This is a genomic window from Candidatus Binatus sp. (assembly GCF_030646925.1).
Classification (GTDB): domain Bacteria; phylum Desulfobacterota; class Binatia; order Binatales; family Binataceae; genus Binatus.
On record NZ_JAUSKL010000069.1, the window covers coordinates 25,346 to 48,464 of the forward strand.

General features: G+C 60.5%; 31 protein-coding genes. 15 read left to right on the top strand and 16 right to left on the bottom strand.

Annotated features, from left to right (window positions below; all coding sequences use genetic code 11):
* From Q7S58_RS12530 to gvpA, 6 genes are all read right to left on the bottom strand, one after another.
* On the bottom strand, positions 1 to 786 hold the full coding sequence (locus Q7S58_RS12530; protein ID WP_304825865.1) for a GvpL/GvpF family gas vesicle protein: 786 nt from the start codon (positions 784 to 786) through the stop codon (positions 1 to 3).
* A complete protein-coding gene (locus Q7S58_RS12535) occupies positions 783 to 1,046 on the bottom strand; it encodes a hypothetical protein (RefSeq protein ID WP_304825868.1) in 264 nt (87 codons plus the stop codon). The genes Q7S58_RS12530 and Q7S58_RS12535 overlap by 4 nt, the downstream gene beginning before the upstream one ends.
* Before the next feature lie 9 nt (positions 1,047 to 1,055).
* A complete protein-coding gene (locus tag Q7S58_RS12540; protein WP_304825872.1) occupies positions 1,056 to 1,373 on the bottom strand; it encodes a hypothetical protein in 318 nt (105 codons plus the stop codon).
* On the bottom strand, positions 1,374 to 2,426 hold the full coding sequence (gene gvpN, locus Q7S58_RS12545) for a gas vesicle protein GvpN (RefSeq protein WP_304825876.1): 1,053 nt from the start codon (positions 2,424 to 2,426) through the stop codon (positions 1,374 to 1,376).
* On the bottom strand, positions 2,423 to 2,710 hold the full coding sequence (locus tag Q7S58_RS12550) for a hypothetical protein (protein ID WP_304825878.1): 288 nt from the start codon (positions 2,708 to 2,710) through the stop codon (positions 2,423 to 2,425). Before Q7S58_RS12550 ends, gvpN begins: the two co-directional genes overlap by 4 nt.
* Positions 2,711 to 2,808: 98 nt before the next feature.
* On the bottom strand, positions 2,809 to 3,027 hold the full coding sequence (gvpA, locus tag Q7S58_RS12555; RefSeq protein ID WP_304825881.1) for a gas vesicle structural protein GvpA: 219 nt from the start codon (positions 3,025 to 3,027) through the stop codon (positions 2,809 to 2,811).
* A gap of 624 nt (positions 3,028 to 3,651) precedes the next feature.
* Between gvpA and Q7S58_RS12560 the strand changes: the two genes are divergently transcribed.
* The 4 genes from Q7S58_RS12560 (at position 3,652) to Q7S58_RS12575 (ending at position 5,066) form a co-directional block, all read left to right on the top strand.
* On the top strand, positions 3,652 to 3,939 hold the full coding sequence (locus tag Q7S58_RS12560; RefSeq protein ID WP_304825884.1) for a helix-turn-helix domain-containing protein: 288 nt from the start codon (positions 3,652 to 3,654) through the stop codon (positions 3,937 to 3,939).
* Complete coding sequence (locus Q7S58_RS12565) at positions 3,936 to 4,073, top strand: hypothetical protein (protein WP_304825887.1); 138 nt, start codon at positions 3,936 to 3,938, stop codon at positions 4,071 to 4,073. The genes Q7S58_RS12560 and Q7S58_RS12565 overlap by 4 nt, the downstream gene beginning before the upstream one ends.
* A gap of 218 nt (positions 4,074 to 4,291) precedes the next feature.
* Positions 4,292 to 4,714, top strand: coding sequence for a TolC family protein (locus Q7S58_RS12570; protein ID WP_304826032.1), 423 nt, complete (start codon positions 4,292 to 4,294; stop codon positions 4,712 to 4,714).
* A 178-nt stretch (positions 4,715 to 4,892) separates the two neighbouring features.
* Positions 4,893 to 5,066, top strand: coding sequence for a hypothetical protein (locus Q7S58_RS12575; RefSeq protein WP_304825890.1), 174 nt, complete (start codon positions 4,893 to 4,895; stop codon positions 5,064 to 5,066).
* Positions 5,067 to 5,334: 268 nt separating this feature from the next.
* Here Q7S58_RS12575 and Q7S58_RS12580 read toward each other — a convergent pair whose 3' ends face one another.
* Together Q7S58_RS12580 and Q7S58_RS12585 are read right to left on the bottom strand one after the other, a co-directional pair.
* Positions 5,335 to 6,219 (bottom strand): phytanoyl-CoA dioxygenase family protein, encoded by an 885-nt coding sequence (locus Q7S58_RS12580; protein ID WP_304825893.1) that lies wholly within the window; start codon positions 6,217 to 6,219, stop codon positions 5,335 to 5,337.
* Positions 6,220 to 6,262: 43 nt separating this feature from the next.
* Positions 6,263 to 6,706: a pyridoxamine 5'-phosphate oxidase family protein gene (locus Q7S58_RS12585; RefSeq protein ID WP_304825896.1), complete on the bottom strand. Its 444-nt coding sequence runs from the start codon at positions 6,704 to 6,706 to the stop codon at positions 6,263 to 6,265.
* 166 nt (positions 6,707 to 6,872) lie between these two features.
* Here Q7S58_RS12585 and Q7S58_RS12590 point away from each other — a divergent pair, with 166 nt between their 5' ends.
* The 7 genes from Q7S58_RS12590 (at position 6,873) to Q7S58_RS12620 (ending at position 14,689) form a co-directional block, all read left to right on the top strand.
* The gene (locus Q7S58_RS12590) at positions 6,873 to 8,174 is read left to right on the top strand and encodes a hypothetical protein (RefSeq protein WP_304825899.1); all 1,302 of its coding nucleotides are present in this window, start codon (positions 6,873 to 6,875) and stop codon (positions 8,172 to 8,174) included.
* A gap of 502 nt (positions 8,175 to 8,676) precedes the next feature.
* A complete protein-coding gene (locus tag Q7S58_RS12595) occupies positions 8,677 to 9,180 on the top strand; it encodes a hypothetical protein (RefSeq protein ID WP_304825902.1) in 504 nt (167 codons plus the stop codon).
* A gap of 220 nt (positions 9,181 to 9,400) precedes the next feature.
* Positions 9,401 to 10,177, top strand: coding sequence for a hypothetical protein (locus Q7S58_RS12600; RefSeq protein WP_304825905.1), 777 nt, complete (start codon positions 9,401 to 9,403; stop codon positions 10,175 to 10,177).
* A 106-nt stretch (positions 10,178 to 10,283) separates the two neighbouring features.
* Positions 10,284 to 11,228, top strand: a complete 945-nt coding sequence (locus tag Q7S58_RS12605) for an alpha/beta hydrolase (RefSeq protein ID WP_304825908.1) — start codon at positions 10,284 to 10,286, stop codon at positions 11,226 to 11,228.
* Between the two features lie 60 nt (positions 11,229 to 11,288).
* Positions 11,289 to 12,158, top strand: coding sequence for an ion channel (locus Q7S58_RS12610; protein ID WP_304825911.1), 870 nt, complete (start codon positions 11,289 to 11,291; stop codon positions 12,156 to 12,158).
* A gap of 115 nt (positions 12,159 to 12,273) precedes the next feature.
* Positions 12,274 to 13,386, top strand: coding sequence for an acyl-CoA desaturase (locus Q7S58_RS12615; protein WP_304825914.1), 1,113 nt, complete (start codon positions 12,274 to 12,276; stop codon positions 13,384 to 13,386).
* A 1-nt stretch (position 13,387) separates the two neighbouring features.
* Positions 13,388 to 14,689, top strand: a complete 1,302-nt coding sequence (locus Q7S58_RS12620; RefSeq protein ID WP_304825917.1) for a cyclopropane-fatty-acyl-phospholipid synthase family protein — start codon at positions 13,388 to 13,390, stop codon at positions 14,687 to 14,689.
* Positions 14,690 to 14,782: 93 nt separating this feature from the next.
* Here the strand turns inward: Q7S58_RS12620 and Q7S58_RS12625 are convergent, their stop codons facing one another.
* From Q7S58_RS12625 to Q7S58_RS12655, 7 genes are all read right to left on the bottom strand, one after another.
* On the bottom strand, positions 14,783 to 15,262 hold the full coding sequence (locus Q7S58_RS12625) for a hypothetical protein (protein ID WP_304825920.1): 480 nt from the start codon (positions 15,260 to 15,262) through the stop codon (positions 14,783 to 14,785).
* 202 nt (positions 15,263 to 15,464) lie between these two features.
* Positions 15,465 to 15,590 (bottom strand): hypothetical protein, encoded by a 126-nt coding sequence (locus Q7S58_RS12630; RefSeq protein WP_304825923.1) that lies wholly within the window; start codon positions 15,588 to 15,590, stop codon positions 15,465 to 15,467.
* Positions 15,591 to 15,615: 25 nt separating this feature from the next.
* Positions 15,616 to 16,866 carry a D-alanyl-D-alanine carboxypeptidase family protein gene (locus Q7S58_RS12635; RefSeq protein ID WP_304825926.1) on the bottom strand — a complete coding sequence of 417 codons (1,251 nt, stop codon included), beginning with the start codon at positions 16,864 to 16,866 and terminating at the stop codon, positions 15,616 to 15,618.
* 29 nt (positions 16,867 to 16,895) lie between these two features.
* Positions 16,896 to 17,579, bottom strand: a complete 684-nt coding sequence (locus tag Q7S58_RS12640; protein ID WP_304825929.1) for a lipopolysaccharide assembly protein LapB — start codon at positions 17,577 to 17,579, stop codon at positions 16,896 to 16,898.
* A gap of 244 nt (positions 17,580 to 17,823) precedes the next feature.
* A complete protein-coding gene (locus Q7S58_RS12645; protein ID WP_304825932.1) occupies positions 17,824 to 18,132 on the bottom strand; it encodes a hypothetical protein in 309 nt (102 codons plus the stop codon).
* Between the two features lie 205 nt (positions 18,133 to 18,337).
* Positions 18,338 to 19,078, bottom strand: a complete 741-nt coding sequence (locus tag Q7S58_RS12650; RefSeq protein WP_304825935.1) for a glycosyltransferase family 2 protein — start codon at positions 19,076 to 19,078, stop codon at positions 18,338 to 18,340.
* Positions 19,079 to 19,156: 78 nt separating this feature from the next.
* Positions 19,157 to 19,636, bottom strand: coding sequence for a flavin reductase family protein (locus tag Q7S58_RS12655; RefSeq protein ID WP_304825937.1), 480 nt, complete (start codon positions 19,634 to 19,636; stop codon positions 19,157 to 19,159).
* Between the two features lie 106 nt (positions 19,637 to 19,742).
* On the opposite strand from Q7S58_RS12655, the gene Q7S58_RS12660 reads away from it, so the two are divergent.
* The 3 genes from Q7S58_RS12660 (at position 19,743) to Q7S58_RS12670 (ending at position 21,441) form a co-directional block, all read left to right on the top strand.
* Positions 19,743 to 20,414 carry an IS1595 family transposase gene (locus Q7S58_RS12660; RefSeq protein WP_304825940.1) on the top strand — a complete coding sequence of 224 codons (672 nt, stop codon included), beginning with the start codon at positions 19,743 to 19,745 and terminating at the stop codon, positions 20,412 to 20,414.
* A 132-nt stretch (positions 20,415 to 20,546) separates the two neighbouring features.
* Positions 20,547 to 20,834 carry a hypothetical protein gene (locus tag Q7S58_RS12665; protein ID WP_304825944.1) on the top strand — a complete coding sequence of 96 codons (288 nt, stop codon included), beginning with the start codon at positions 20,547 to 20,549 and terminating at the stop codon, positions 20,832 to 20,834.
* A complete protein-coding gene (locus tag Q7S58_RS12670) occupies positions 20,815 to 21,441 on the top strand; it encodes a DUF29 domain-containing protein (RefSeq protein ID WP_304825947.1) in 627 nt (208 codons plus the stop codon). Before Q7S58_RS12665 ends, Q7S58_RS12670 begins: the two co-directional genes overlap by 20 nt.
* A gap of 103 nt (positions 21,442 to 21,544) precedes the next feature.
* On the opposite strand, the gene Q7S58_RS12675 is transcribed toward Q7S58_RS12670, so the two are convergent.
* Complete coding sequence (locus Q7S58_RS12675; protein ID WP_304825950.1) at positions 21,545 to 22,060, bottom strand: flavin reductase family protein; 516 nt, start codon at positions 22,058 to 22,060, stop codon at positions 21,545 to 21,547.
* 154 nt (positions 22,061 to 22,214) lie between these two features.
* Between Q7S58_RS12675 and Q7S58_RS12680 the strand changes: the two genes are divergently transcribed.
* A complete protein-coding gene (locus Q7S58_RS12680; RefSeq protein ID WP_304825953.1) occupies positions 22,215 to 23,105 on the top strand; it encodes a murein L,D-transpeptidase family protein in 891 nt (296 codons plus the stop codon).
* Positions 23,106 to 23,119: the final 14 nt, after the last annotated feature.

Consider the following 23,119-nt stretch of genomic DNA (forward strand, 5'->3'; position numbering starts at 1 on the left):
CTAACTCTTGATCGTGATCTCGGCGAAGCTGGCGGGCGGCCACGGGCCGTTGTAGTCGAAGGCGAAGTTGTTGTCGAAATGAGTCGCCGCGCGGAACACGCCTTGCTCGAATTCCGCGCGCCGGTCCTTTCCGACCAGGCACGCGAGGTTCATTATCTCGCGATCGTCGCGCAGCGCGCCGCGCTTGATTGCCGCGCATAGCGGTTCGAGTTCTTCCTCGACCATCGCGCAATGGGCCACGCGATCGGCTTCGTGCAGCCGCTCGAACATCCGTCCGAGCTCGATCCGATCATTCTGCGACGGCTGATTGGCGCCGCCGAACAGGCCGTCGCGCGCCTCTTTAAGATCCGGATGCGCATCGATGAAATATTCGAAGATATTGGGCACGTCCCATACCACCCGCACCCCCATCTCGAGCTTCCCCGCGATCCCCTTCAGTTGGCTTTCGAAGATCTGCCGGTTGGACGTGAGCAGGCTTTTGATCTCGTTCGCGTTCGCCGCGATAGTGCCGAAGCGCATCGGCAGAACCGCTTCTTCCACCGCCATCAGCCCGTTCAGGACCGCGCGATGCGCCGCGAGATTGCGCCGCTCTGGACGGATCCTGCCGCTCTCGAGGTCGCTGACCACCGCCGCTATCCCGCGATGCGTAATCGCATACACGGGCCGATCGTCCAGCCCTCTGAAATCGAGCGCCTGCTCTGCGGCCTGCGCGACCACTGCATAGATGTAGCGGCCACGCGCGGCTTTGACACCCGCATCGATCCGGCGCACGGGCTCTCCGCTCACTGGATTTTGTCCGCATGCTCGAGCCGCGCGCGGCCGTGCAGCTCAGGTCCGCGGTGGTGATTGTCCGACTGATCGCCGTTGGCCGCGCGCTCGAGAAGCTCGTGCGGTGCGCACAGATGAACCCGGCGCAGGCCGCCCTGCTCAGTCTTGATCTTGAGCGTCGCGCCGCAGGCGTAGCACTTGATCGCGCCTTCGTAATTCTCCGCGTAGGCGTCATCAAGGTCCACGTTATGCCCGCATGAGAGGCAGTTTATCTTCATTGATCTTCCTCAGTATTTGAGTGAGACGCCGCCGGAGCGCCGTGCTTGCGAGCGATGCGCGCCCTGGCGCACGCCCACCGTGCATCCAGCCGGCGCTTCCATCGCGGCCAGCAGCGCCGCTTTCTCGTGGCCGATTTCCTCGCAGCGCGCATCGATCTCGCCGATCCGCCGCGCGGCGTGCTGCCGGACCCGGCTCAGGCGCAATTTCTCGAGCTCGAGCGAAGTGATCTTCATGTACGCCGCATGCGGCGCAAGGGTGGCCGCGCCGAGTGCGCCGGTGGTGCGCAGATCTTTCATTCCGCGAAGATGGCGTTTGGGCTGCTGCATCTAGCCTCCAACTTTTCGCCGCGCGCGCGCGCGCGGCCGGCAGACCTTGCGGATCGCTTCGTCGATCTTGTGACTCATCTGGGATTCGCCGCCGCGCGTCACCTTGGCGGTGTCGACGTTGAGCACGTCGTGACAAACCCAGCGGAACACGGCGTCGTCGATACGCGCCCGCGCGCCCTTGCGCGCCAGTACGCTGGCGATCGCGATGCACGCGCGGATGGTCGGACGATGATTGTTGACCCCGACTCCGCGCAGTTCCCGCACCAGGTCGACCACGATTTCGCCGTCGGCGCGCGCGATTCCCGAGCGCGCCGCTGCAATCCTGATTTCGGTCTCGCGATCATAGTGGCCGAGGTCGAGCGTGATCAGCCGGTCCATCAGGGCGTCGGGCGCCTTATGCACCCCGGCATACTCCTCGGGATTGGAGGTGAAGATGGCGCGAAACTCGGGATGCACCTCGATGTAGCCGCCCTGGACCTTGCCCAGCGACGGCAGGCTCAGCATCTTTTCTTCCAGCACGCTCAGCAGCACGTTGTTGGCTTCCGCGCGGGAGCGGTTGAATTCGTCGTAGATAAGCGTGTAGCCGTCGCGGCAGGCGGTGGTCAGGCGATTCTCCATCCACAGCACCCGCATGTTCTCTTCCGACTTGAGCACCGAGTGGATGTAATTGTCGATGAACTTGGATTTCTTGTAGCCGACATCCTTGCCGGTGAGGTCCGAGCTCACGAACTCGTCGTCGCCATGAATCAGGATGACCGGGCGCCCGAGTTTGGCCGCGATATGAAAGGCGATGGTGGTCTTGCCGGTGCCGGCGAAGCCCGCCAGGTGCAGTGGGTACCCGATTTCGAGATAGGTCAGCGCCCGCTGCGTAAGATCCTCGACGTAGGGGCTGGATACGAAGCCGTCGCTAGCCTCGGGCAGAAAGACGCTGTCGGGAGCGTCCGGCGCGCGGTCATCCGCGCGCGCGTCCGCTTCGGTCTCCTCCTGCTCGAGCAGGCTTTCGAGCGGCGCGCTGCGGTATCCCGACCCGTTGAGATCTTGCGCGCCCTTCATGCTTTCTTACCCATGAAATTGCGCCGCGCGCGCGCCCGCTCGCCGTGCAGTCCGCGCATCAGGTCGTGGATACCGCGCTGATTTTCCGCGTTGAAGGCGCCGCGCATCTCGCGCATCTTGCCATGCTCCTCGTGCATCGCTTTGCGCATCGCCGCGAGCATCTTCGCGGTGTCGGACTGGAGGCTGCTGCCAAATCGGCGCAGCCGATCGACCATTTTTCGCCGATCGCGGCGCAGGGTGTCAATTTCGTGCCGGAGATTCATCATGTCGCTGGCAAAGTGCATTGTTGTGATCCTCGTTTTTTTTCGATTGGTTGCTGCGGTCCCTCGGCTAGCGCCGGAAAGGTTTCTTTCACCCTTCCGGCCGCTAACCTCGGGAGTCACTACGCCGGCGTTGCCGCCGATGCCGTCAATCCGATCGCTTCGGCGTACTTGAGGTACGTCTCGACCGACGCGATCACCACTCTCGCTTCGATCGAGAGCAGCTCGATCCCCACCAACGACACCTTGACCCACGCGTCAATCACGATGCCTTTGTCGAGGATTCGATCCACGACCTCGGCGAGACTGGACGAATCGGTCGCCTTCTGAACTCGTGCCACTTTGCAGTCCTCCTTTGTGTCTTCTCGCGATCACCTGCGGCGGTGGGCGGAAGCAATTTCGACAGTTCATTGCAGAGCACCGATCATGCCCGAAGTTAGGTGCTCGAATTGCTCGGTTAAGCGCGGGCAAGACCAAATTTGACGATCGGGAGACCCAAGTAGTGACATTTTGTGGACGTTCGATCGCACTCATGCGCCATTTTGACGCCACAGGTCTACATTCGGATGCGAACGGTTTGGCGAAAATGTTTGAAAAATAGGAGGCGAAGGGTCGCGGAAACGCCCCCTGATCGAGTTCGGGCGGCGGTTCTACAACCAGGTGCAGCCACACAGCGCATTGCGTGATAGCGCACCGGCCGTGTTCGCGGGGCCGGCCTTAACCGGACTGCGCAGGCCATATCCTTAAATTCGACTTGGTATGCTTTTGCAGGGCAGGTCAGACGTGGCCTGCACCCCGATGCCCATCAAGGAGAAGTAGAGTCGTTTGATATTTGACCAGCCGACTGCTGTTCTGGAACGAATGCGGAAGTTAGAGGGCGAGATCAAATGACGAATTTCAACGATGATTGTTCGAGGGTTTAATCGAATGAGCAGCAAGACCAACAAAACGAGTTCGTTTGAAGAATGGCTCGACGCGAAAGTCATCGCGAGGGCCTGAAGGAGGAAGTCGACGAATTGGTGGACGAGATTCCGATCCAGCAAAACCTGGTCGATTTGCGCGTCGTGCTCGGACTCAGCCAGCGTGAGTTGGCTCGCCGGATCGACGTCAGTCAGCCGGTGATCGCAAGAATCGAGTCGCGGCGCATCAAGAACGTGACGCTCGAAACCCTGGTCCGAGCCGCCGCTGCTTTGGGCGCGCGACTGAAAATTGAACTTGAATCGCCACGATTTCTGTCACGGGGGACCGCATGAGCATCGATTTTGTTTTGCTCGCCAGCCGCGCCGCGATCGCATTCGCACTGTGTCTTGGGGGATGCACCTACGTCGCGGAGCAGCCGGAGGTGAATCCGGCGAAATTTGCGCCGCCGTCGAGCGATCGTCCGTGAACTGCGCCGCGCGCCTACTCGATTCCGCTTGAACAGCGCCCCGGAAATTCACTGCCCGATACTGGCGCGCATGGAAGTTCTGCCAACGCCGCCAGCAAATACGATTTGTCCGCGCTGATCGATATCGCACTGCACAACAATCCGGATACGCGCGCGAGCTGGGATCGCGCACGCGCCGCCGCGTATGGCGCGTCGCAGCGCAACTCAAATCGTTGGAGGTGGGCGCGATCAGTTCGGTGTGGCGCGCGTATTACGAATTTCAGACCGCGCTGAAGGGTTACGATTACGCGAAGGCATTGCTCGCGGCGTCGAACGAATCGTACGCCGCCAATATCGACACGTATCACCAGGGACTCAGCACGATCGTCGAGTTGCTGACCGCCGACCGCGATCTCGCGAGCGCCCGCTACACGATGGTGCAGAGCTGCGCCGATCTGCTGACGTCATCGGCGGGCGGTGGCATACGCGGTCGGGGCGATCGAAATGCCACGCCATCCGTGATCGAGTCGAGGCGCGTCGGGAATCGTTTGCAGTGCATACAATTCGCTGCTCGCAAAATGGAAGCATCCGCGAATTGCGGAAGTAGGAGAATGCAGGATTTTTCGAATATGCAATCGAATATTTCGCGAATCGCAAACTAGACAAAATGCACTAGTCAGAAATTCCGCTTGTGAATACTCACTTGAAGCCCGCTGGCATCGGCCTTGCTCATACCCTCGCAAACGATTTCGACGCATCAAACTTTACCGAATGTCGAAATCACCATTTATCGGTCGACATATAAACGAGACCGAACAGAAATACGGGAGAAAAAGAATCATGGCTGCTACCACTGCAAAAGCAACACTCGCGGGCTTCGGACGCAACCAGGAGCAGACCGAGACGGCGCTGGCGGTACGGATCGCGCAAAACAGCTTTCTGAGCGAACTGCCAGGCGTAACTTTCGCGTTCCTGACCCTGGCTTACATCGTATTCTCGTTCGCGGCTCTTTAAGCGCCCGCGACTTGGGAACGATCGACCAGGTCATACTGCGCCTTTTGGGGCGGTGTGATTGGAGAGAGTAGTACAATGACTATGGAAGTAATCTCACTGTTCGCGGGAGTAGCTATTGCCGCGATCATCATCGTGACGCCGGCGCGGAACTATTTCAGGCGCTCGCGCGCGCAGGACGTAAGTTCCCCGACAACGCCTGATCGTGTTGAGGCGCGGAGGGGTCGCTGAGCGGCCGCTCCGCGTCCTCGCTCACTGGCAAACTCGATAGCTAATTCTTGCGAGGCGCATCGGGGAACATCCCGATCTTCTGGATGTTCGCGTGCAGGTCGCCGATTGGCACCGTCGGCGGATCGGGCAAGTCGCCCGCCGCTCGCGGCCAGGCAATCGGCGTGACGGGACTATCGATCGCGTCGCCAATCTTGATCCCGAAGCGATCCACCGCGAAATGCGGGAACTGATTTCCGCGCGTGGTTCCATCGCGAAAGAAAATCATCGTATGCACGCGCCGCGTATGCGATCCGCGGTTCGGCTTCGCCAGATGCACCGTCAGGCCGTGATGAAACGCGACGCCTCCGCGCGGCGCCTCGATCCACTCGGGCGGCGTATCCTTGAATTGCGGTAGCGCGAGAATGTCCAGCGCTTCTTCGGGCTGGAAGATGTTCACGAACTTCTTGAGTCCGGCCAGATGCGAACCCGGAATATATCCCATGCATCCGGTCGCATGCGATGAGCCGTCGAACGGAATCCACGCGGTGATCGTGTCGGTCTCGCGCATCGGCCAGTACGGCTGATCCTGATGCGGGTCGGTCTTGCGTCCGCCCGCTTCCTTGTAGAGCGCCTGATCGTGCCACAGCCGGATCGCATCGACGCCGAGCAATCGCGCCGCCGCCTCGCACACAACCGGATGAAACGTCAGCGGCCGCACCGCCGGCGAGTCCTCCCACAAATTGATGCACTGGATGAACGACTGCTCGTAGAGTGACTTCTGCCGAAGCTCGCGATGGTCGAAACGCTTGCGCCGCGCGACCGCTTCATCGACCGCCGCGCCGTAGCGATCGATCTCCTCGAGGCTCAGCAAGTCAGGCACCATGACGAATCCGTCGCGCCGAAACTGCGCGGCATAGGGAGCGATCTTCTCAGCGAGACTCGTCACTGCGCCTCCTTGATCATCCGGCACGACTCCGACGCTGCATGAATTATAGTTCCGCCTTGAACGTCTGCCGATCTGCGCCCGCATAGGACAGGCGCTTCGGCTTGATCGTCAGCATCCGGAGCGTCGGATACTTGAAGAATGGCGCCTCGAAGGGACTCTTCTTCAGGAACACCTGCTTCAAGCGCTGCCATTCGGCGCTATCGCGCGGGACCTCGGCCGCGACGCCCTGGATCATCAGCCGCGAAATCTCGAACGTCTCGACCTTGCCTTTTTCGCGCGCGTCGAAATACACCGTAACGTGCGGATTTCCGAGCGCGTTCTGAAATTTGTCGGCGGTGTCATTCATGATGAAAATCAGGTCGAGTTCGGGCGTTTCCGCGAACGCCTGCATCGTGGCCGTCGGCCACTGCTCTCCCTGCGTTACGATAATTGCTACTTGCTCTTCGGCGAGCAACGCGGCAACTCTTTCTTTCTGTGCGGCATCCACCTGTGATTCCTCGTCGATTCGAATCGCGCCGATCGCGCGCGAGAATTGAGTCTAGTCAGCGGCGCGCGCTATGGAAGCGCAGTCGCGAACGCTGCGATGCCTAATCTTCCTTGCCATGCCATTCTCGATCCGCAATGTTGACCATTCGTGACCTCGTGAGGCTTCCATGAAATACGACAGTCGCGGCCTGCCTGTCACCACCGATTCGGACGCGGTGATCCGCGCGATCGACAGTTACGCGCACGAACTGGTCTCGCTCGGCTCCAACTCCGCGCTGGTGCGCGCCGCCGCCGACTCGAATCCCGGATGCGCTATCCTGCAGGCGTACGCGGCGTCGCTTTTTCTTTACTCGCAGACTACCGCCGACGCGAAGAGAGCTGCGCCCTACCTTTCGCGCGCGATCGAACGGCTCGGCGACTTGACTGAACGCGAGCAGGTTTTCATCCGCGCAGTTAACGCTGGATGCGCCGGCGACTTCGAATCGGCGCTCCAACTTTACGAAACGATCGCCGAACGCTGGCCGCGCGATATCGTTGCGGCCAAAATCGCGGAGTTCCATTTCTTCGAGACCGGCCTCGCGCGGCGCCAACTCGACGTGATGAGCAAGGCCGCGGCGGCGAATCCCGATATCAGCCACGTGCTCGCGATGCATGCGTTTGCGCTCGAACTGAACGGCGATCGGGATCGCGCCGACGAGGTCGCTCTGACAGCGCTCGCGATCGACTACGACACGATGTGGGCGCAGCATTGCCGCGCGCACGTGTTCGCGGGCCAGTCGCGAATCGCGGAAGGGATTGCCGCGATGGAGCAATACGCGCCGTCGTGGAATCGCTACAGCCATTACGTGATCTCGCACAACTGGTTCCATCTAGCGACGCTCTACCTGGCCGACTTGAGATTCGACGCGGTCAGCAGCGCCTATCGAAAATACATCTGGGGCGTCGCGCCGGACGCGGTGGTCGAGCACACCGACGCGATCCTGCTGCTGTGGTACGTCGAGCTTGCGGGCGGCAAAGTTGATTCCGAGTGGCGCGAGATCGCCCCGCACATCCGGGCCAACGCGCGCGATCATCTGTTTCCATTTTTGAATTGCATCTATCTGTACGCGCTCGCGCGCGCGGGCGAATCGAAGGAAGTGGCAATCGCGATCGCGGAAATGGAACGGCACGCGCAACGCCAGAGCGGCGAGCTTGCTCACGTGTGGCAACGAGTCGGAGTGCCGATCGCGAAAGGATCGATTGCGTTTGCCAACGGCGACTACGATCGCGCCGCCGATCTGCTTGGTCCGGTTCTTGGCGAAGTCGCTTGCGGCGGAGGCAGCGACGAGCAACGCGGCGTGTTCATCGAATCGTATCTCGTTGCGCTGATTCGCGCCGGCCGCAAGGATGAAGCGCGCAGCGCGCTGACTGATTATATCGCGGATCGTCCCGAGACTTCGCTCCAGCGCCGGTGGTCATCCTGGATCTGACGTTGCGCCAACGCTTTCGAGTATCGATTGCGACTGTCCTCGCGCTGGCGGGGATTTTTCTGGCGGCGCCGAGAGCCATCTCTGCCGCCACAACCAACTCGGTTGCAGCAACGGCCACTCCCGAAGATCTCACTTCCAACACTCTGAATAGGCTCGCCGCGAAGCGCTTTGGCGCGCTCAGCGCCGCCGAACTCAAACTGGTGCGCGCCGCATCGCATCGGGAATTGCCGTGGCTCGGACCCAGCGACGATCCCAATGCGCCGGCGAATGACGTCACGCATGGGCACGCGCCGGCGGTATCTGGGACGATGAAGCAAGTTGGCCCGGGCCCGGCAACCTGGTTATCAACGGTTTCGTTTACAATGAGATCGCGGGCGGCCCCGGCGATGCGAGTGAGCGGCTGCGATGGCTCTCCCTGCAATCACCCGCCTATCGTCCTCAACCTTATAGGCAGCTAGCTAAGGTACTGACTGACAACGGCCGCGAGAACGGCGCGACCGAGGTGCGGATCGCCAAGGAGATCGCGCTGCGCAATTTCGGCCATCTTAGCCGCCTGCAACGCGCGTGGAGCATGATGCTCCAGGTGACGATTGGATTCGGCTATCGGCCGCTAAGAGCGCTTTGGTGGATAGGCGCATTCGTGCTGCTAGGTACGATACTGTTCGAGTGGGGTTATCATGCGGGACTGGTAACCCCGACCGAAGAAGGGGCTTACAAAACCTTCGTCAAGACCGGCGATGCGCCGCCGCACTATCCGTCCTTCAATCCGTTCGTCTATTCGCTCGAGAATTTTCTGCCAGTTGTCGTGCTCTATCAGGACCAATACTGGCGGCCGAATGCCCGCCATACGATTCGCCGCAAGATGCGGCGCGTGAACGATCGTCTCGACGGTAGTTCGCGACCCAGCCGGCTACTTAGGAGCTACTTGTGGCTGCACATCCTGGCCGGATGGATGATCACGCCGCTGCTATTCGCCGGCCTCTCCGGCCTGGTGCGCCCCGACTAGCAGCGCGCCCGCCAAGTTCGATGCGACAACGTTTCGCATAGCGGCTCAAGCGCGTGCCATGAAAGCGAGCTCTGCCGCAGGCTGATAACGGCACCAAATGGTCGATCACGCAACGCATCGCGTCGGTGTTCGATACGCTCGTGCGGGTTATTTCCTCACCTTGCCTGCAATCCGGTGCGCGGCACCTGATATGCTTCTAGATGTGATGCGGCGATCTCAGGTGCGGAATCTTTCGATTCGGTTGTATGCGTTGATGCTGTGCGCGCTGATTTTTTGCAGCGCGGCGGCGGCGCTCGCACAATCGACGCTCGAGGTCCCTCCGCCTACTCAGCAGAATCAGCCGAACTTCGCGCAGCCGCCACCGATCTTCGTGCTGCCCCAGCCGCGCGAGGGTGAGCCGATTCAATTGCTGCCGCCAGAACTGTTCATGCCGCAGCAGCAGGCGCCGCCTCCTCCTCGGCAACCGATACCGGCGCAGCCTCAGCCCGAGTCATCGCCCGAGCCGCCGCCGAGGATTAACGCGCCGATGACCACCCAAGGTCCGGTCCTGCCCGAAGTTTTCCGCGGATGCTGGCAGGGGATGGTGAGCAACGTCGATTGGATTCGCAAGGAACCGGGCGCGCGCAAGATCGGCTACTGGACGCCCAAGACTTATCGCATCTGCTACAAACGCGTCGGCAACGCGCCATTCAAGATGACGTTCACCGAGACCGGCATCGCGCCCAACGATCAGATACTCAATGTGCGGGGAAGCGTCGAGCCGCTGACGACTGACGGCCGCGCCTTCGCCACGATGCGCGCGAAGTTGCACTTCGACGAATACAGCGTCGGCCGCAACGCTACCGCGCCGACGTTCGCCGTCGATGAAGTCACGCATCTCGATTGCAAGATCAACGGCGACCTGATGACCGTCAGCGCCGACGTGTACGGCACGCGCGACGGCGCGCCGTGGTTCCGCGCTCATTGGCGCGCCGACTTCCGCCATTTTCCCGGCTAGTGCGCCTCCGCTTGCTATCGACGACGACAGTAGCCTAGGTTTTTTCCAGACGCCGCAATCGGCAATCAGTCCGCCGCGATTTCGCGATGACTCCAAGGAGACCCGCATGGCTCACGCACTCGATCCCCAGATGAAACAGTTCCTCGACTTCGCCAATGCGGCAGGCCCCTTGTTTCTGCGCGCCGAAACTCCCGAGCAGGCGCGCGCCAAGATGCAGGCGTTGCTCGCGGCGAGTCCCACGCCGCCCGCGCCGATCTATCGCGTCGAGGATCGGCATATCCCCGGACCCGCGGGCCAAATCCCGGTGCGCATCTACACCCCCGAAGGACAACCGCCGATGGGCGTGCTGGTGTACTATCACGGCGGCGGATGGGTGCTCGGCGATCTCGAGAGTCACGACAATGTTTGCCGCTCGCTCGCCAACGGCGCGGGATGCCTGGTCGTATCGATCGACTACCGGCTCGCGCCTGAGCATCCCTTTCCGGCCGCGCCCGAGGATTGCTACGCCGCCACCAAGTGGGTCGCCGAGAATGCAGAGTCGTTCGGTGGCGATCCGTCGCGGATCGCGGTCGGCGGCGACAGCGCCGGCGGCAATCTCGCGGCTGCGGTATCGATCATGGCGCGCGATCGTTCCGGTCCGGCGATTCGTTTCCAGTTGCTCTTCTATCCCGTCACCGATTGCGCGCTCGATACGCCCTCGCAGAAGGAGTTCGCCGGCGACGGTTTCGTACTCTCGCGCGCCGACATGGAATGGTTCTGGAATCACTACCTGGAGCCCCGCACCGATCGCCAGAATCCGTACGCCTGCCCGTTTCGCGCAAAAGATTTATCCAAACTGCCACCCGCTTTGATTTTGACCGCCAGCCACGATCCGCTCCGCGATGAAGGCGAGCGATTTGCCGAGCGCCTGATGACCGCCGGCTGCAAGGTCACCTGCACGCGCTACGACGGCGTCGTGCACGGCTTCGTCAGCTTCGCCGACGCGCTCGACCAGGGCAAAAAGGGCCTCCAGCAAGCGGCGGACGCATTGCGCCAGGCGTTCGCGCAATGACGCCGGCGCTCGCGCGGCTATCTGTATGTAATCCGCGCGCGTGCAGTATATTCTGCGCCCATGGCGCATCGCGTTCCGCGACCGGAGAGTGACAATGGTCCGTTCGTCCGCGCTCGTCCGGGCCCGCTCGACGATCTCTATCACTACCTGCTGACTGCGCCGTGGCCCGAACTGATCGCGTTCGTCGCGCTCTTTTTCGTCGCCGCGAATCTTGTGTTCGCGACCGGCTACTACCTCGACGGCGGCATCGAGAACACCCACTCGGGATCGTTTCTCGACATGTTCTTTTTCAGCATCCAGACCATGGCGACGATCGGTTACGGCAAGATGGCGCCGATATCGCTCTTTTGCAACGTCCTGGTTTCGATCGAGGCGCTGTTCGGACTGCTCGGGCTCGCGATGGTCACCGGGCTGGTGTTCTCGAAGTTTTCGCGGCCTACTGCGCGCGTCAGATTCAGCAGTTGCGCGATCGTCGCGCCGCGCGAGGGCGTCCCGAGCCTGATGTTCCGCATGGCGAATCTCCGCAACAACCGGATCGTCGAGGGCGAGATTCACGTCGTAGTCGCGCGCCAGGAAAACACGCTCGAGGGCGAATCGGTGCGCCGCTTCCATGATCTCGCGATGTCGCGCTCGCGCAGTGCGCTGTTCCAACTGACCTGGACCGCGATTCATCCGATCGTCGAGAACAGCCCCCTGCATGGGCATACGCGCGAATCGCTGGCGCGCTGCGAAGGCGAAATACTGGTCTCGCTGATCGGCTTCGACGAGACCTTCTCGCAGACGGTTCACGCGCGTCATTCGTATCGTTTCGATCAGATCGAATGGGGCGTGCGGTTCCTCGACGTACTGAAACGGCAACCCGACGGCCGCCTGAAGGTGGACTACGCGCACTTCGACGAGGTCGAGCCGCTGCAATCCGGGAAACCATAAAATTCATCGCAAATCGTGCTTAAGCGCCCTTTAGCTGTTCACACAGACCCTGAAATCTGTGCATGATCACGGACTGCTCTTGCGCGTCGCCGCGGCGCGCATGACGGAGAAACGTATGAACTCAAAGGTGCGCAGATTTTTGATCGCGTTCGCGCGATGGTTCGATACTTCGGCCGGCGGTATGCCGGAGGCCGACGGTCCCCAGGAAACGGATTGGCTGCGATGCATCCCGTTCGCGCTCGTTCACCTGATGTGCTTCGGCGTCATCTGGGTGGGATGGAGCCCGATTGCCGTCGCGGTCGCGGTCGCGATGTATTTCGCGCGGATGTTCGCGATTACCGGCTTCTACCATCGCTATTTTTCGCATCGCACGTTCAAGACTTCGCGCGTCGCGCAGCTTCTGTTCGGCGTCGCGGCTATGACTTCGGCGCAGCGCGGGCCGCTCTGGTGGGCGTCGCATCATCGATTGCATCATCAACGCTCCGACGAGCCGGCCGACGTCCATTCGCCGCGCCAGCACGGCTTCATCTGGAGCCACATCGGATGGATCACGTCGGAGTCGAATTTCCGCTCCGAGCTTCGCGTCGTGCGCGATCTATCGAAATATCCCGAACTGATGTTCCTCGATCGCTTCGACGTTCTGGTTCCCACCGCGCTTGGCTTCTCGATGTTCGGGCTGGGCGCGCTACTCGCGCATTACGCGCCGAGCCTCCACACCAGCGGCGCGCAGATGCTGATCTGGGGATTTTTTATTTCGACTGCGGTGCTCGCACACGGCACGTTTACGATCAACTCGCTCGCACACGTTATCGGCCGCCAGCGCTACAAGACCGGCGACGACAGCCGTAACAGCTTCGCACTCGCGCTGATCACGCTCGGCGAGGGCTGGCACAACAATCACCATCATTTTCCCGCGGCGGCGCGCAACGGATTTTTCTGGTGGGAGATCGACATCACCTACTACCTCCTGAAGATGCTGGCTGCGATGGGAATTATCTGGGATTTGCGTCCGGTGCCGGAGCAATTGCTGTACGAAGATCGCGTCGATATGCACCCGCGCGCGATCGCCACCGATCGGGCGCCGACGGCGGGCCACGTCACTGCGCCGGCGTATCGCGAGGAAGCCGAACGACGCAGCCCGGCGGCCACGATGCTCCAGGATGCCGCGGCGAAAGTCGTGCCGCGCGCGCGCCTCGGTGCGACGGCCGAGTCCGAAGCGGCGGGCTGAGATGCCCAAGTCCGGTTCAATCGTCGCGTCGGGCGTCGATGCGGCGCGGCGCCGCCGCCCCGCCATCATCGATCGCTTTGCGCGCGGCGCCGTGCTGGCGCGGTTGCAGGGCCTGAAGCGCGGCCGCCTCGTAATCGAGGATAGCGAACTCCCCGCCACTCGCGCGTTCGGCCAAAACGCCGATCAAGTCGGGTCCTCGGCCGAACTCTGCGCCACGATTCGCGTTCGCGACCCACGCTTCTACTCCGACCTCGCACTCGCCGGCAGTATCGGCGCCGGCGAAGCCTACATGGCGGGCTCGTGGACTACCGACGATCTCACCGCGCTCGTGCAAATCATGATTCGCAATCGCGACGTGATGGACGCGATGGATTCCGGCCTTGCGCGCCTAGCCAACCCGGTGCGGAAACTGCTCCACTACCTGAATCGCAACACCAAAGACGGCAGCGCGCGCAATATCGCGGCACACTACGATCTCGGCAATGACTTCTTCGAACTGGTGCTCGATCGCTCGCTGATGTACTCGTGCGCGATTTTCGAGCGGCCCGACGCGACGCTGGAAGAGGCGGCGCTCGCCAAGATCGATCGCATCTGCCGCAAGCTGGACCTTCGCCCGACTGATCATCTCGTTGAGATTGGCACCGGGTGGGGCGCGTTCGCGATTCACGCCGCGAAGAACTACGGATGCCGTGTTACGACCACCACTATCTCGCGCGAACAGCATGATTACGCCGTCAAGCGCATCGCGGATGAGAGCTTGCAGGATCGAATCACCGTACTGCTCAAGGACTATCGCGACTTGCAAGGTCAGTTCGACAAGGCCGTATCGATCGAGATGATCGAAGCGGTGGGGCATCACTTCGTCGATTCATATTTCAAGAAATGCAGTGAGCTGCTGAAGCCCGACGGCACGATGCTGCTGCAGGCGATCACGATCGCCGACCAGTACTACGCGAGCGCGCTGCGTAACGTCGATTTCATCAAGAAGTACATTTTCCCCGGCAGCTTCATCCCGTCGGTCACGGCGCTTTGCGATTCAATCACGCGCGCCAGCGACATGCGCCTCTTCCATCTCGAGGATCTCACGCCGAACTACGCCGAAACCCTCAAGCACTGGCGGCTCAATATGTTCCGCCATATCGATCGCGTGCGCGCGCTCGGCTATCCGGAGGAATTTATCCGGATGTGGGAATTTTATCTTTGCTACTGCGAAGGCGGCTTCCGTGAGCGCTATATCGGCGACGTCCAGATGCTACTGACCAAGCCCGCCTCCCGCCGCCCCCCGATCCTGCCTAGCTTGTAGTGCCGGAATCGGACCAATCAGTCTGAACTGAGATCGTGTTCGAGACTTTGGGATATTTTGCCGATCTCACTTTTCCGCGAGCGGAAGGGCTGATCAATGTGGCGTCTGCTCAGCCGCAAATTCCTCGGGACTCGCATAATTTCGGATCCCTCTCGCACGGTTGCGCTTGCCCAGAATCGTTCGGTCAACGCACCGCGGCAAATATTCCACCAGCTCGTTGAATCGTGCAGCGGGGCTAAAATATGTGGGGGCCTTGAACTCGCGCTCGATGTTTTTGAAGATAACCGCGTAACTGAATCGAGCCGTGCCACTGCCAAATCTCGCGTCGGCCTCGCGGAAACGGTGATAACGTTCGACCAGATATCTGACGTAGTTTCGCTGCAACAGGTTTCTTCCAATCGAACCAACGGGATATTCGGTCGGCCGACTGGACGGTCGGCTGCGATGAATCTGATTGATGGTCGTCGGACCGGTGTGCACGCCGCCGTGAATGGCATTGTTCGCGATCGAGGTGACGTTCACGCCGTTTATGATCGTGCTTTTCTCCGCGCCTGTTGAGCTGCTGCGTTTCATCGCTTCTTCCTCGCGATCGCAACCACTTCGGAAACGCACTTGCAGACGGAAGAAAGGAAGAAATTTTCTTAACTGCGCGGAGCGCGCACCCGACCTTTCTCAATCCTGGACTGACCGTCCCCTTCTAACAGCGCGGAGCGCGCATCTTTGTTGCAACAGGAAGCCCGAAACCCGTAAGGGGTTTCGGACAGACATCTTCGACCTACTTGCCGCGGATGCGAGTGCGGCGCATCTTGCGCAGCCTCGACTTGGCCTGATGCGAATCGCTGCGTTTTTTGCGCGCGAGCTTGCGATTGCGGCGATTTCGCTGTTTGGACTCTACCTTCATTGGGTCTCCTGACTATATGTGAAATCTAGGGCGCCGGCGCCGCGACCGCGTTGTATCCTTCGGTTACGACCTGGTCGCTCGGGGTCGTGAACGCGATCGGGCAGATTGCCGAGGCTTCGGTCAGCACTTCGCCCTGGCTATGCACTGTCACCCGGCCGAGCGGATCTCCCGGACGCAACGGCCCCTCGACCATCGGCGGTATATCGTACACGAGCTTGACCGACGAGACATCGGTCTTGCGCATCACCACGTTCAGATCGCTGGCCGCCACCGGCCGGATTGCCGGCCCGCTTCGGATCTGCACTTGCACCGGCAGGGCCTCGCCCGATTTGAGCAGCGACACTGCGGTGTAGTGATCAAACGCCCATTCCATCAACTTGGCCGCCTGCGCGAAACGCTGCGCATTGGAGGGCGCGCCGAGCACGACCGCGATAATCCGCATATTGCCGCGCTTCGCGGTAGTCGTGACGTTGAATCCGGCCTGGTAGGTGAAGCCGGTCTTAAGCCCGTCGCATCCGTCGAAATGTCCGACCAGATGATTGGTGTTGTGCAGCATGCAGACGCCGCCGTCGAAATCCACGCTCTCCTGACTGGACCATTCGAGCAGGTTCGTCTCGCGGATGATCGCGCGGCCCACCGTCGCCAGATCGTATGCGGTGGTGCGATCGGCGTCGTGCGTCGGACGCGGCGGGAGTCCATCGACGGTCTGATACTCGGTGTGCGTCATGCCGAGTTCGCGCGCGCGTTGATTCATCATGCGAACCATCGCCTCGACCGAGCCGCCGATCTTTTCCGCGACCGCCACTGCGGCGTCATTCGCAGATTTGACCAGCGCCGCCTTGATCAACTCGCGCAGCGGATAAATGTCGCCCTCTTTGAGCCCGACCCGCGAGCCGCCGGTATGGGCCGAGCGCTCCGAGATGCGCACCATGTCGTTCGGACTGAAGCGTCCCTGCGAGATCTGCTCCTGCGCGACGAGCAGGAGCATCATCTTGGCCATCGAAGCCGGCGGCCATTCCATGTCGGCGTTGTATGCGAGCAACACGCGCCCGGTGTCAGCATCCTCGATCAGCGCGCCCTTATAGAGACGCCCATCCGTATAGGTGCGAGCGGGGGCCGCCGCGGCTGCTTTTTTCGCGTGCGATACTTTATGACGTCGCGGCGCTTGCTTGGTCGCGTTCGCGGTTGCCGAATCGGCGATACTCGCGAGACTGAAGATCGCAACCGCCAGCAGGAATCTCCTGGTAATCCACCGCCACCCTGCGCATCCCTCCACCTGTATTACCTCTTCCTTGAAACGCCGTCCTACGGCGTGTGCGTGAAGATGCTGACGCCGACGGTACCCTTCGGCGTGCTGCTCTCCACGTTCTGCAAGATTGCAAGATTGGTCCGCGCCGGCGTGTAATCCGGATTGGCCGACACCAGGTCGCGCCATTCCTCTCCGGCGCGCAAGAATTTGCCTTCCTCGGCGTAGATCGCGCCAAGCGTATTGCGCGCATCCGGCTGATTCGGATCGATTTGCAAGGATAGCAGCGCCTCCTGCTCGGCCTGTGCTAGCGCGCCGCGCCGCTCGTATGCCAACGCCAGGTTGAAGTGCGTCTCCGGCCGCGCCGGTCCGAGCAGGGTCGCGAGGCGCAGGACTGCGGTCGCGTCGGCGACCTGGCCATTTTCAAGATAAGCGAGGCCCAAATTCAGGAACAACTGCCAGTCCTCGAGACCGAGGTTCACCGCGCGCTGGTACTCGGAGAGTTCCTTCCGATGCTGCCCCGTGACGCCATACGCAAAGCCTAAGTGATAGTGTGCGAGCGCATTGCTCGGATCATCGACGAGGACTCCGCGATGACGCTGGATTGCTTCGTTGTAGTCTTCCATCCCGAGGAAATAATCGGCGAGCGGATTGCAAACCTGCTCGTCAACCGCGTTATTGTCGTTGGTGGCGAGGGCCCACGCGCTGATTGGCACCTGGAAAACCAGGCTTATCAGAGCCACCAAATAGAGGCGTGAAGCGCGCCAGCTCAACGAATCAACGGCTCCCGCGGCCCGCAAAAATGCGCGGGGACGCGTACGGATGCTAGCAGAAACTTTCGATGAAAAAAAAGCGCACAACGCATTTCTACGCTGCGCGCGTCAGGAAGGTGCGACGGACACGCTCCTGCGCGCCGCCGACAAGCGAGCGGCGGTCCGGCGCCGGAGGCGGAAGTCGTTTCCGCCCCCGGTCTTCAGATGATCGAAGTTACTTGGTTGTCGGCTCGGTGCTGGCCGGCGAAGCCGCTGCCGCAGGGGCGCTGCTGTCAGTCGAAGACTCGGTCGTGGTCGTCGACTTCTTGTGATGATGGCGATGGCGATGCTTGGGGGCCGAGGCGGTCGTCGAGGACGAATCGGTCGCGGTGGTCGTCGAAGACGAGGTTTCCGCAGCCGCAGCCGGGCTAGCCATTGCCGCCGGCGACGCGTCGCCAGCCGGCATCGCATCGGCCGCAAAGACCGGTGCCGAGAGGGCGGTCGCGAAGAGGGCTGCGGTCAGAACTGATAGGGTGCGCTTCATAACGAGAATCTCCTTGAGTTGGGCGGCGTTGAGTTGGCCGCGGTGTCATTCGCGTATAGTGCGATACCCGTGCCATGAATGCCGACCCGAAATCTCAAGCAGAATACGCGCGTTTGCGGAATTGGATACACGCCCTATGACGTAAAGGGGCGATACCCTACCCCTTTGGCGTACATCGATACCGAACCTTGGCAGGATACGCCGCCTAGCTGACCGACCTTCGCTGATCCTTTAATTCACGGTAAAGCGCGAACAATTCCTTGAAAGCGAGCGTAACTACCTTTAGATTCGCGCCCGATTGCTCTCCCGCCAGCCGTGGCAGATGCTGCACCTCGACTTCCTTCACTTTTGCGCCGCGGCCGGCCAGTCGCGCCATCAATTCGGTCGAGATCATCGCGCCGTGCGCGCGCAGTTCGAGACCGTCGAGCAGTTCGCGCTTGAACAGCTTGAAGCCGCAATCGATATCCCTGATTGTGATTCCGAGCAGCGCGCGGACCAGCATCGTCCACGCCTTGCCATTGATTCGGCGCATCAGGGGGTCCGCGCGGCGCGCCCGATGGCCGGCGACGACATCGTAATCGGGCACGAACGGGAGCATGCGCTCGATATCAGCCGGGTCAAACTGCCCGTCGCCGTCGGAGAGCAGCACGTACGGTTGCGTGCTCGCCCTGATTCCGGACGTCACCGCGCCGCCGTAGCCGCGATTTACCGGATGATGGACCACTTTGACGCGGGGATTCTCTGCGGCCAGCCGATCGGCGATCTCGCCGGTGCGATCGCGACTGCCGTCATCGACGACGATCACCTCGTAATTGTCGGCGACGCGCGGCAATTCGGCGAGAAACGCGCTCACGATCCGCTCGACGTTGCCTTCCTCGTTATGCGAGGGCAGGAAGACGCTCAGCCCGGGCACGCGCACGGGTGATATCCCCTTTGCCTGGCTCATCGTGGCCGCGGATGGGCGCGCGGTATCGGCAACCGACTCCGGGTGCCTGATTTCGCCGCGCGATCGAGTGAATACCGGCTAGTCACCCATCTCGCGATAGCCGCCGCGGAAAAACAGCAATGGCTTGCCTTCGTGCGGAGTCTCGGCCTGCTGAATGTCGCCGAGATAGAGGGTGTGATCGCCTGCATCGACTTCCTGCGAGACCGCGCACTCGATATATGCGAGCGTGCCGTCGAGAATGGGCGCGCCGTTGGCCCCGATCCGGTAGCTGACGCCTTCGAACTTGTTGCCGCCACTGACGGAGAACTTGCGCGACAGCGCTTCCTGATCGGACGAGAGGATGTTCACGGTGAAGACCCTGGTTTCCGAGAAGCATGGGTAGCTCTCGGCCTTCTTGTCCACGCAAATCAGCAGGAGCGGCGGCACCAGGGAGACCGAGGTAAAGGCATTGGCGGTAAGGCCGTGCAGTTCGCCCGAGCTTCGCACCGACGTGATAATCGTGACGCCGGTGGCGAAATGGCCCATGATGCGCCGCAGTTCATTCTTCTCAATTGGCATCTAAAGTCTCCAACGAAGGCGGATGGTATCAGACGATTTTGCAGGAGGTCAAATTAGGGCAGGCAACATACTTGACTAATCCTCGGGCAGTTGTTACTCTCTAAACGTGAACGCGAAAACACCCACCACGCTTGTCAATGCCGTTCGATACTTCCGCGATCAGAAAGCCTGCATAGATTTCATGGTTGCCCTTCGCTGGCCCGATGGCGTGCGATGCCCGACGTGCGAAAATGAGACGGTCAGTTTCCTGGAGCATCAAGGGCGCTGGCAATGCAGTAAAAAACATCCGAAGCGCCAGTTCAGTACCAAGGTAGGAACTATCTTTGAAGACTCGCCAATCGGGTTAGATAAGTGGTTGCCCGCCGTATGGGAAATTGTGAATTGCAAGAACGGAATCAGTTCTTACAAAACGGCACGCGCTCTTAGCGTGACACAAAAAACCGCGTGGTTCATGAGTCTTCGCATCCGGCTCGCGATGCATACGGGATCGTTCGAGAAGATGGTCGACCATGCCGAACGCTACGTTGACGGCAACGTGCATACAAATAAGATCGAGAATTTCTGGAGTCTGCTCAAGCGCGGCGAGCAAGCATTTCGCTTCAACGAGCGGAAGGGCACGGATGCCGATCGATTCGCGAAAGCGATGCGTTCCGTAACCGGACGGCGGGTCACGTACAAGCAGTTGATCGGAGAAAGCGAAGCGCCGCCGCATAAATCACGACAGGTAGAGGCAAGCGTTTTGGTCGGCACCGTCCGGTATGATATGCGAAAAGAGTGAGGCGTGTGATCGAATCTCAGTCCGATGATACCGCTTTTAGGCGATTCGCCAAGACCATGCGCGCGTTGATTGCGGTTCCCAAGAGCGAACTAGATAACAAACTGGCGGAAAACAAAGCAGAAAAGAGAAGCCGTGGCAGAGGAAAAAAAGACACTCACGTTAGGTGATCAGGAAGTTTCCGTCACCGAACTCGAAATTGTGAAACGCTCAGGTGAAAGCGTCGCTGAATATCTGTTGGAAGATGAAAGCGTTATCCGGGTCGCAAACGCTGCGGCAATTGTGTACCGGATGAATGATTCATTCGATACCGACGGTAATCCTTTCTATTTAGTGAAAATCGGAACGAGCGTAACAACAGTCAAGGCTCCAAAGCAGAACAAAAAGTTTGCACGAAAAAACGATGGAAAGACCGGTTCATAACCCGCTTCAGGATACGCTGAATGAAGGTTTCGCACAGTTTGTCGCAGGGCAACAACAGCTTGTCGGATCGCTCAAGGCTCCCAATCCCGTCCTTGTCGTCACGCCCACCCGTACCTTGCACGGAGCACTCGATTCGTTTTATCTGAGTTTTGTGGAGTCAACCCGAATAGAGAATGATTTCTGCGGCTGGCTTGCTGATCAAGTCAAGGTACTTCATTCTCGGCAGTACAATCGTCTCGATTGGGATAATCTAGCCGAGGAACTTGAAGCAATGGGGGTCAGCCAGCGAAGCGAACTTAAGAGTCGGCTTCATACTCTGTTGCTTCATTTGCTTAAATGGCAGACGCAATCAAATGAACGGGAGCAGAGAGCCCGCAGTTGGATGCAAACGATTCGCGAACAACGACGCAAGATAACCGATTTGCTGAAGCTTTCGCCCTCCCTCAAACACTATCTACCCGATCTTCTGGCCGAGGCTTGGGAATGGGCTTGCGAAGACGCGCTTGACGACAGCCCTGGTCACAGTTTTCCTGCCACTTGCCCTTGGGCTTACGACTTATTTATGGCGCGCGATTTCTTGTCGCCCGACTTGCCCGTCACTTCATAAAAACTTTCCCGACCTGTCACGTCGCGATCAGTTTATCACGAAGGATTAGTCAAGTATATTATTGCCCAAATTAGCCTTGGGCCGGGCGCGATCGGCCGTCGGATCAATCCCAGCCGGTGCGGTCGCGCGCGATCACCTGCTTGCCGCCGATATAAACGTAGTCGAGTTCGAGCGACGTCAGGGGACGATCATTGTCGCCGATTCGCACGCCGACCGGCGCGGCGACAAAGATGGTGTGATCGCCCACGACGAATCGATCGACGACGCGGGCCTCGATCGATACCATCGCGAGCGCGAGCCACGGCACCTGCAGCGCCGGCGACAGTTCGTACGCGAACTCGTCGAGGTTGTCCTCGCGGCGCGCGCGCGCCGAATAGAAGTAATCCTCTAGCGAGCGGCCGCGGCGTCCCACTATATTGAGGCCGAACGCTGCGGTCCGCGAGATCGCGCCGTTGCTGAAATGGCGGTTATCCACGGCGGCGGTGAAGAGCGGCGGCTCGCCCGAGACCTGCGCGACCCACGACGACGACATCCCGTGGCATCGCGCGTTTTCGCGCACGGTCAGAACGTAGATGCCGGTGGTCAACGACGCAAACGCATCCGCGAAATTTTCGTCCATCGCAAAATGACTCCCCTGCGTCAGGTTTCCAGTTGCATGCAAGCATGCTGAAATTCCATCTTCAAATGAAATTTCAGCGTTCGACCCGCTTGGGAATTGATCTTCGCCTCAAGCGTTTCCACAATGTAAAGCGTCAGGGGTGCATGTGGCTTAGATGGGCCGGATCGTTCGAAGTATAATCGCCGCCAGCTTGATTGTCCTGATCGCGCCCGCGCCGGCGTCGTGGGCGGCGCGCCACGGCAGGAGATCGCATCGAGCAACTGCGACCGCGACGCGCACTGCGACCCGCACACCGACTGCCACCGCGACGCCGACCCCGACTGCGAGTCCGACGCCGACTTTAGTCGTCGCAGAGAACGCGATCACCGCCAGCGACGCCGAAAGCGCCGGTACGCTGCCGCCGATGCCGTACGATCCCACGGTAGTGCAGTACGTCGATCCTGGGATGCCGACGCCGGAACCGCCCAGCCTGGGCCCGACTCCGTCGCCGACGCCGACGCCAACGCCCGCAGCGAAAAAAGATCCAAAAATGGTGGCGCTGACGCCGGGGCAAATCGCTTACCGCGCAACTCGCGACGCGTCATACATCGATCCGATCAATTGGTCGGTCACCATCTGGAAGAAGCGCCATCAACTGATCGTCTATTACAAGGGACGGCTCTTCAAAACTTATCACGCGGTATTCGGACGCAGCTTCGATCCCGGCACCAAGCTCTGGGAGGGAGATCGGCGAACGCCCGAGGGCGTGTATGCGATAATCGAGAAGCATCAGAGCCGCCGCTGGCTGTGTTTCCTGAAGCTCAACTATCCCAACGAGATCGATCGGCGCCGCTACGAGCAACTGCGCGACGGTGGTATCGTGCCGGCGGAGGATGGCAGCCCGATTGGCGCGGGCGGCAGAATCGGGATTCACGGTACCGACAATCCCATCCTGAACAAGGGCAACGTGAACTGGACCACCGGATGCATTTCGGTCGAGAACCAGATTATCGTCGAACTAAACAAGCTGCTGCCGGTGGGCACGGTTGTGATAATCAAGCCCTGACCCGGTAATTCCGA

Coding starts and splice junctions, on each gene's coding strand:
- Q7S58_RS12535 (WP_304825868.1), bottom strand. CDS start 1,046: ATGAAGATAAACTGCCTCTCATGCGGGCATAACGTGGACCTTGATGAC.
- Q7S58_RS12540 (WP_304825872.1), bottom strand. CDS start 1,373: ATGCAGCAGCCCAAACGCCATCTTCGCGGAATGAAAGATCTGCGCACC.
- gvpN (WP_304825876.1), bottom strand. CDS start 2,426: ATGAAGGGCGCGCAAGATCTCAACGGGTCGGGATACCGCAGCGCGCCG.
- Q7S58_RS12550 (WP_304825878.1), bottom strand. CDS start 2,710: ATGCACTTTGCCAGCGACATGATGAATCTCCGGCACGAAATTGACACC.
- Q7S58_RS12560 (WP_304825884.1), top strand. CDS start 3,652: ATGGCTCGACGCGAAAGTCATCGCGAGGGCCTGAAGGAGGAAGTCGAC.
- Q7S58_RS12565 (WP_304825887.1), top strand. CDS start 3,936: ATGAGCATCGATTTTGTTTTGCTCGCCAGCCGCGCCGCGATCGCATTC.
- Q7S58_RS12575 (WP_304825890.1), top strand. CDS start 4,893: ATGGCTGCTACCACTGCAAAAGCAACACTCGCGGGCTTCGGACGCAAC.
- Q7S58_RS12590 (WP_304825899.1), top strand. CDS start 6,873: ATGAAATACGACAGTCGCGGCCTGCCTGTCACCACCGATTCGGACGCG.
- Q7S58_RS12605 (WP_304825908.1), top strand. CDS start 10,284: ATGGCTCACGCACTCGATCCCCAGATGAAACAGTTCCTCGACTTCGCC.
- Q7S58_RS12610 (WP_304825911.1), top strand. CDS start 11,289: ATGGCGCATCGCGTTCCGCGACCGGAGAGTGACAATGGTCCGTTCGTC.
- Q7S58_RS12615 (WP_304825914.1), top strand. CDS start 12,274: ATGAACTCAAAGGTGCGCAGATTTTTGATCGCGTTCGCGCGATGGTTC.
- Q7S58_RS12620 (WP_304825917.1), top strand. CDS start 13,388: ATGCCCAAGTCCGGTTCAATCGTCGCGTCGGGCGTCGATGCGGCGCGG.
- Q7S58_RS12625 (WP_304825920.1), bottom strand. CDS start 15,262: ATGAAACGCAGCAGCTCAACAGGCGCGGAGAAAAGCACGATCATAAAC.
- Q7S58_RS12630 (WP_304825923.1), bottom strand. CDS start 15,590: ATGAAGGTAGAGTCCAAACAGCGAAATCGCCGCAATCGCAAGCTCGCG.
- Q7S58_RS12645 (WP_304825932.1), bottom strand. CDS start 18,132: ATGAAGCGCACCCTATCAGTTCTGACCGCAGCCCTCTTCGCGACCGCC.
- Q7S58_RS12650 (WP_304825935.1), bottom strand. CDS start 19,078: ATGAGCCAGGCAAAGGGGATATCACCCGTGCGCGTGCCCGGGCTGAGC.
- Q7S58_RS12655 (WP_304825937.1), bottom strand. CDS start 19,636: ATGCCAATTGAGAAGAATGAACTGCGGCGCATCATGGGCCATTTCGCC.
- Q7S58_RS12670 (WP_304825947.1), top strand. CDS start 20,815: ATGGAAAGACCGGTTCATAACCCGCTTCAGGATACGCTGAATGAAGGT.
- Q7S58_RS12675 (WP_304825950.1), bottom strand. CDS start 22,060: ATGGACGAAAATTTCGCGGATGCGTTTGCGTCGTTGACCACCGGCATC.
- Q7S58_RS12680 (WP_304825953.1), top strand. CDS start 22,215: ATGGGCCGGATCGTTCGAAGTATAATCGCCGCCAGCTTGATTGTCCTG.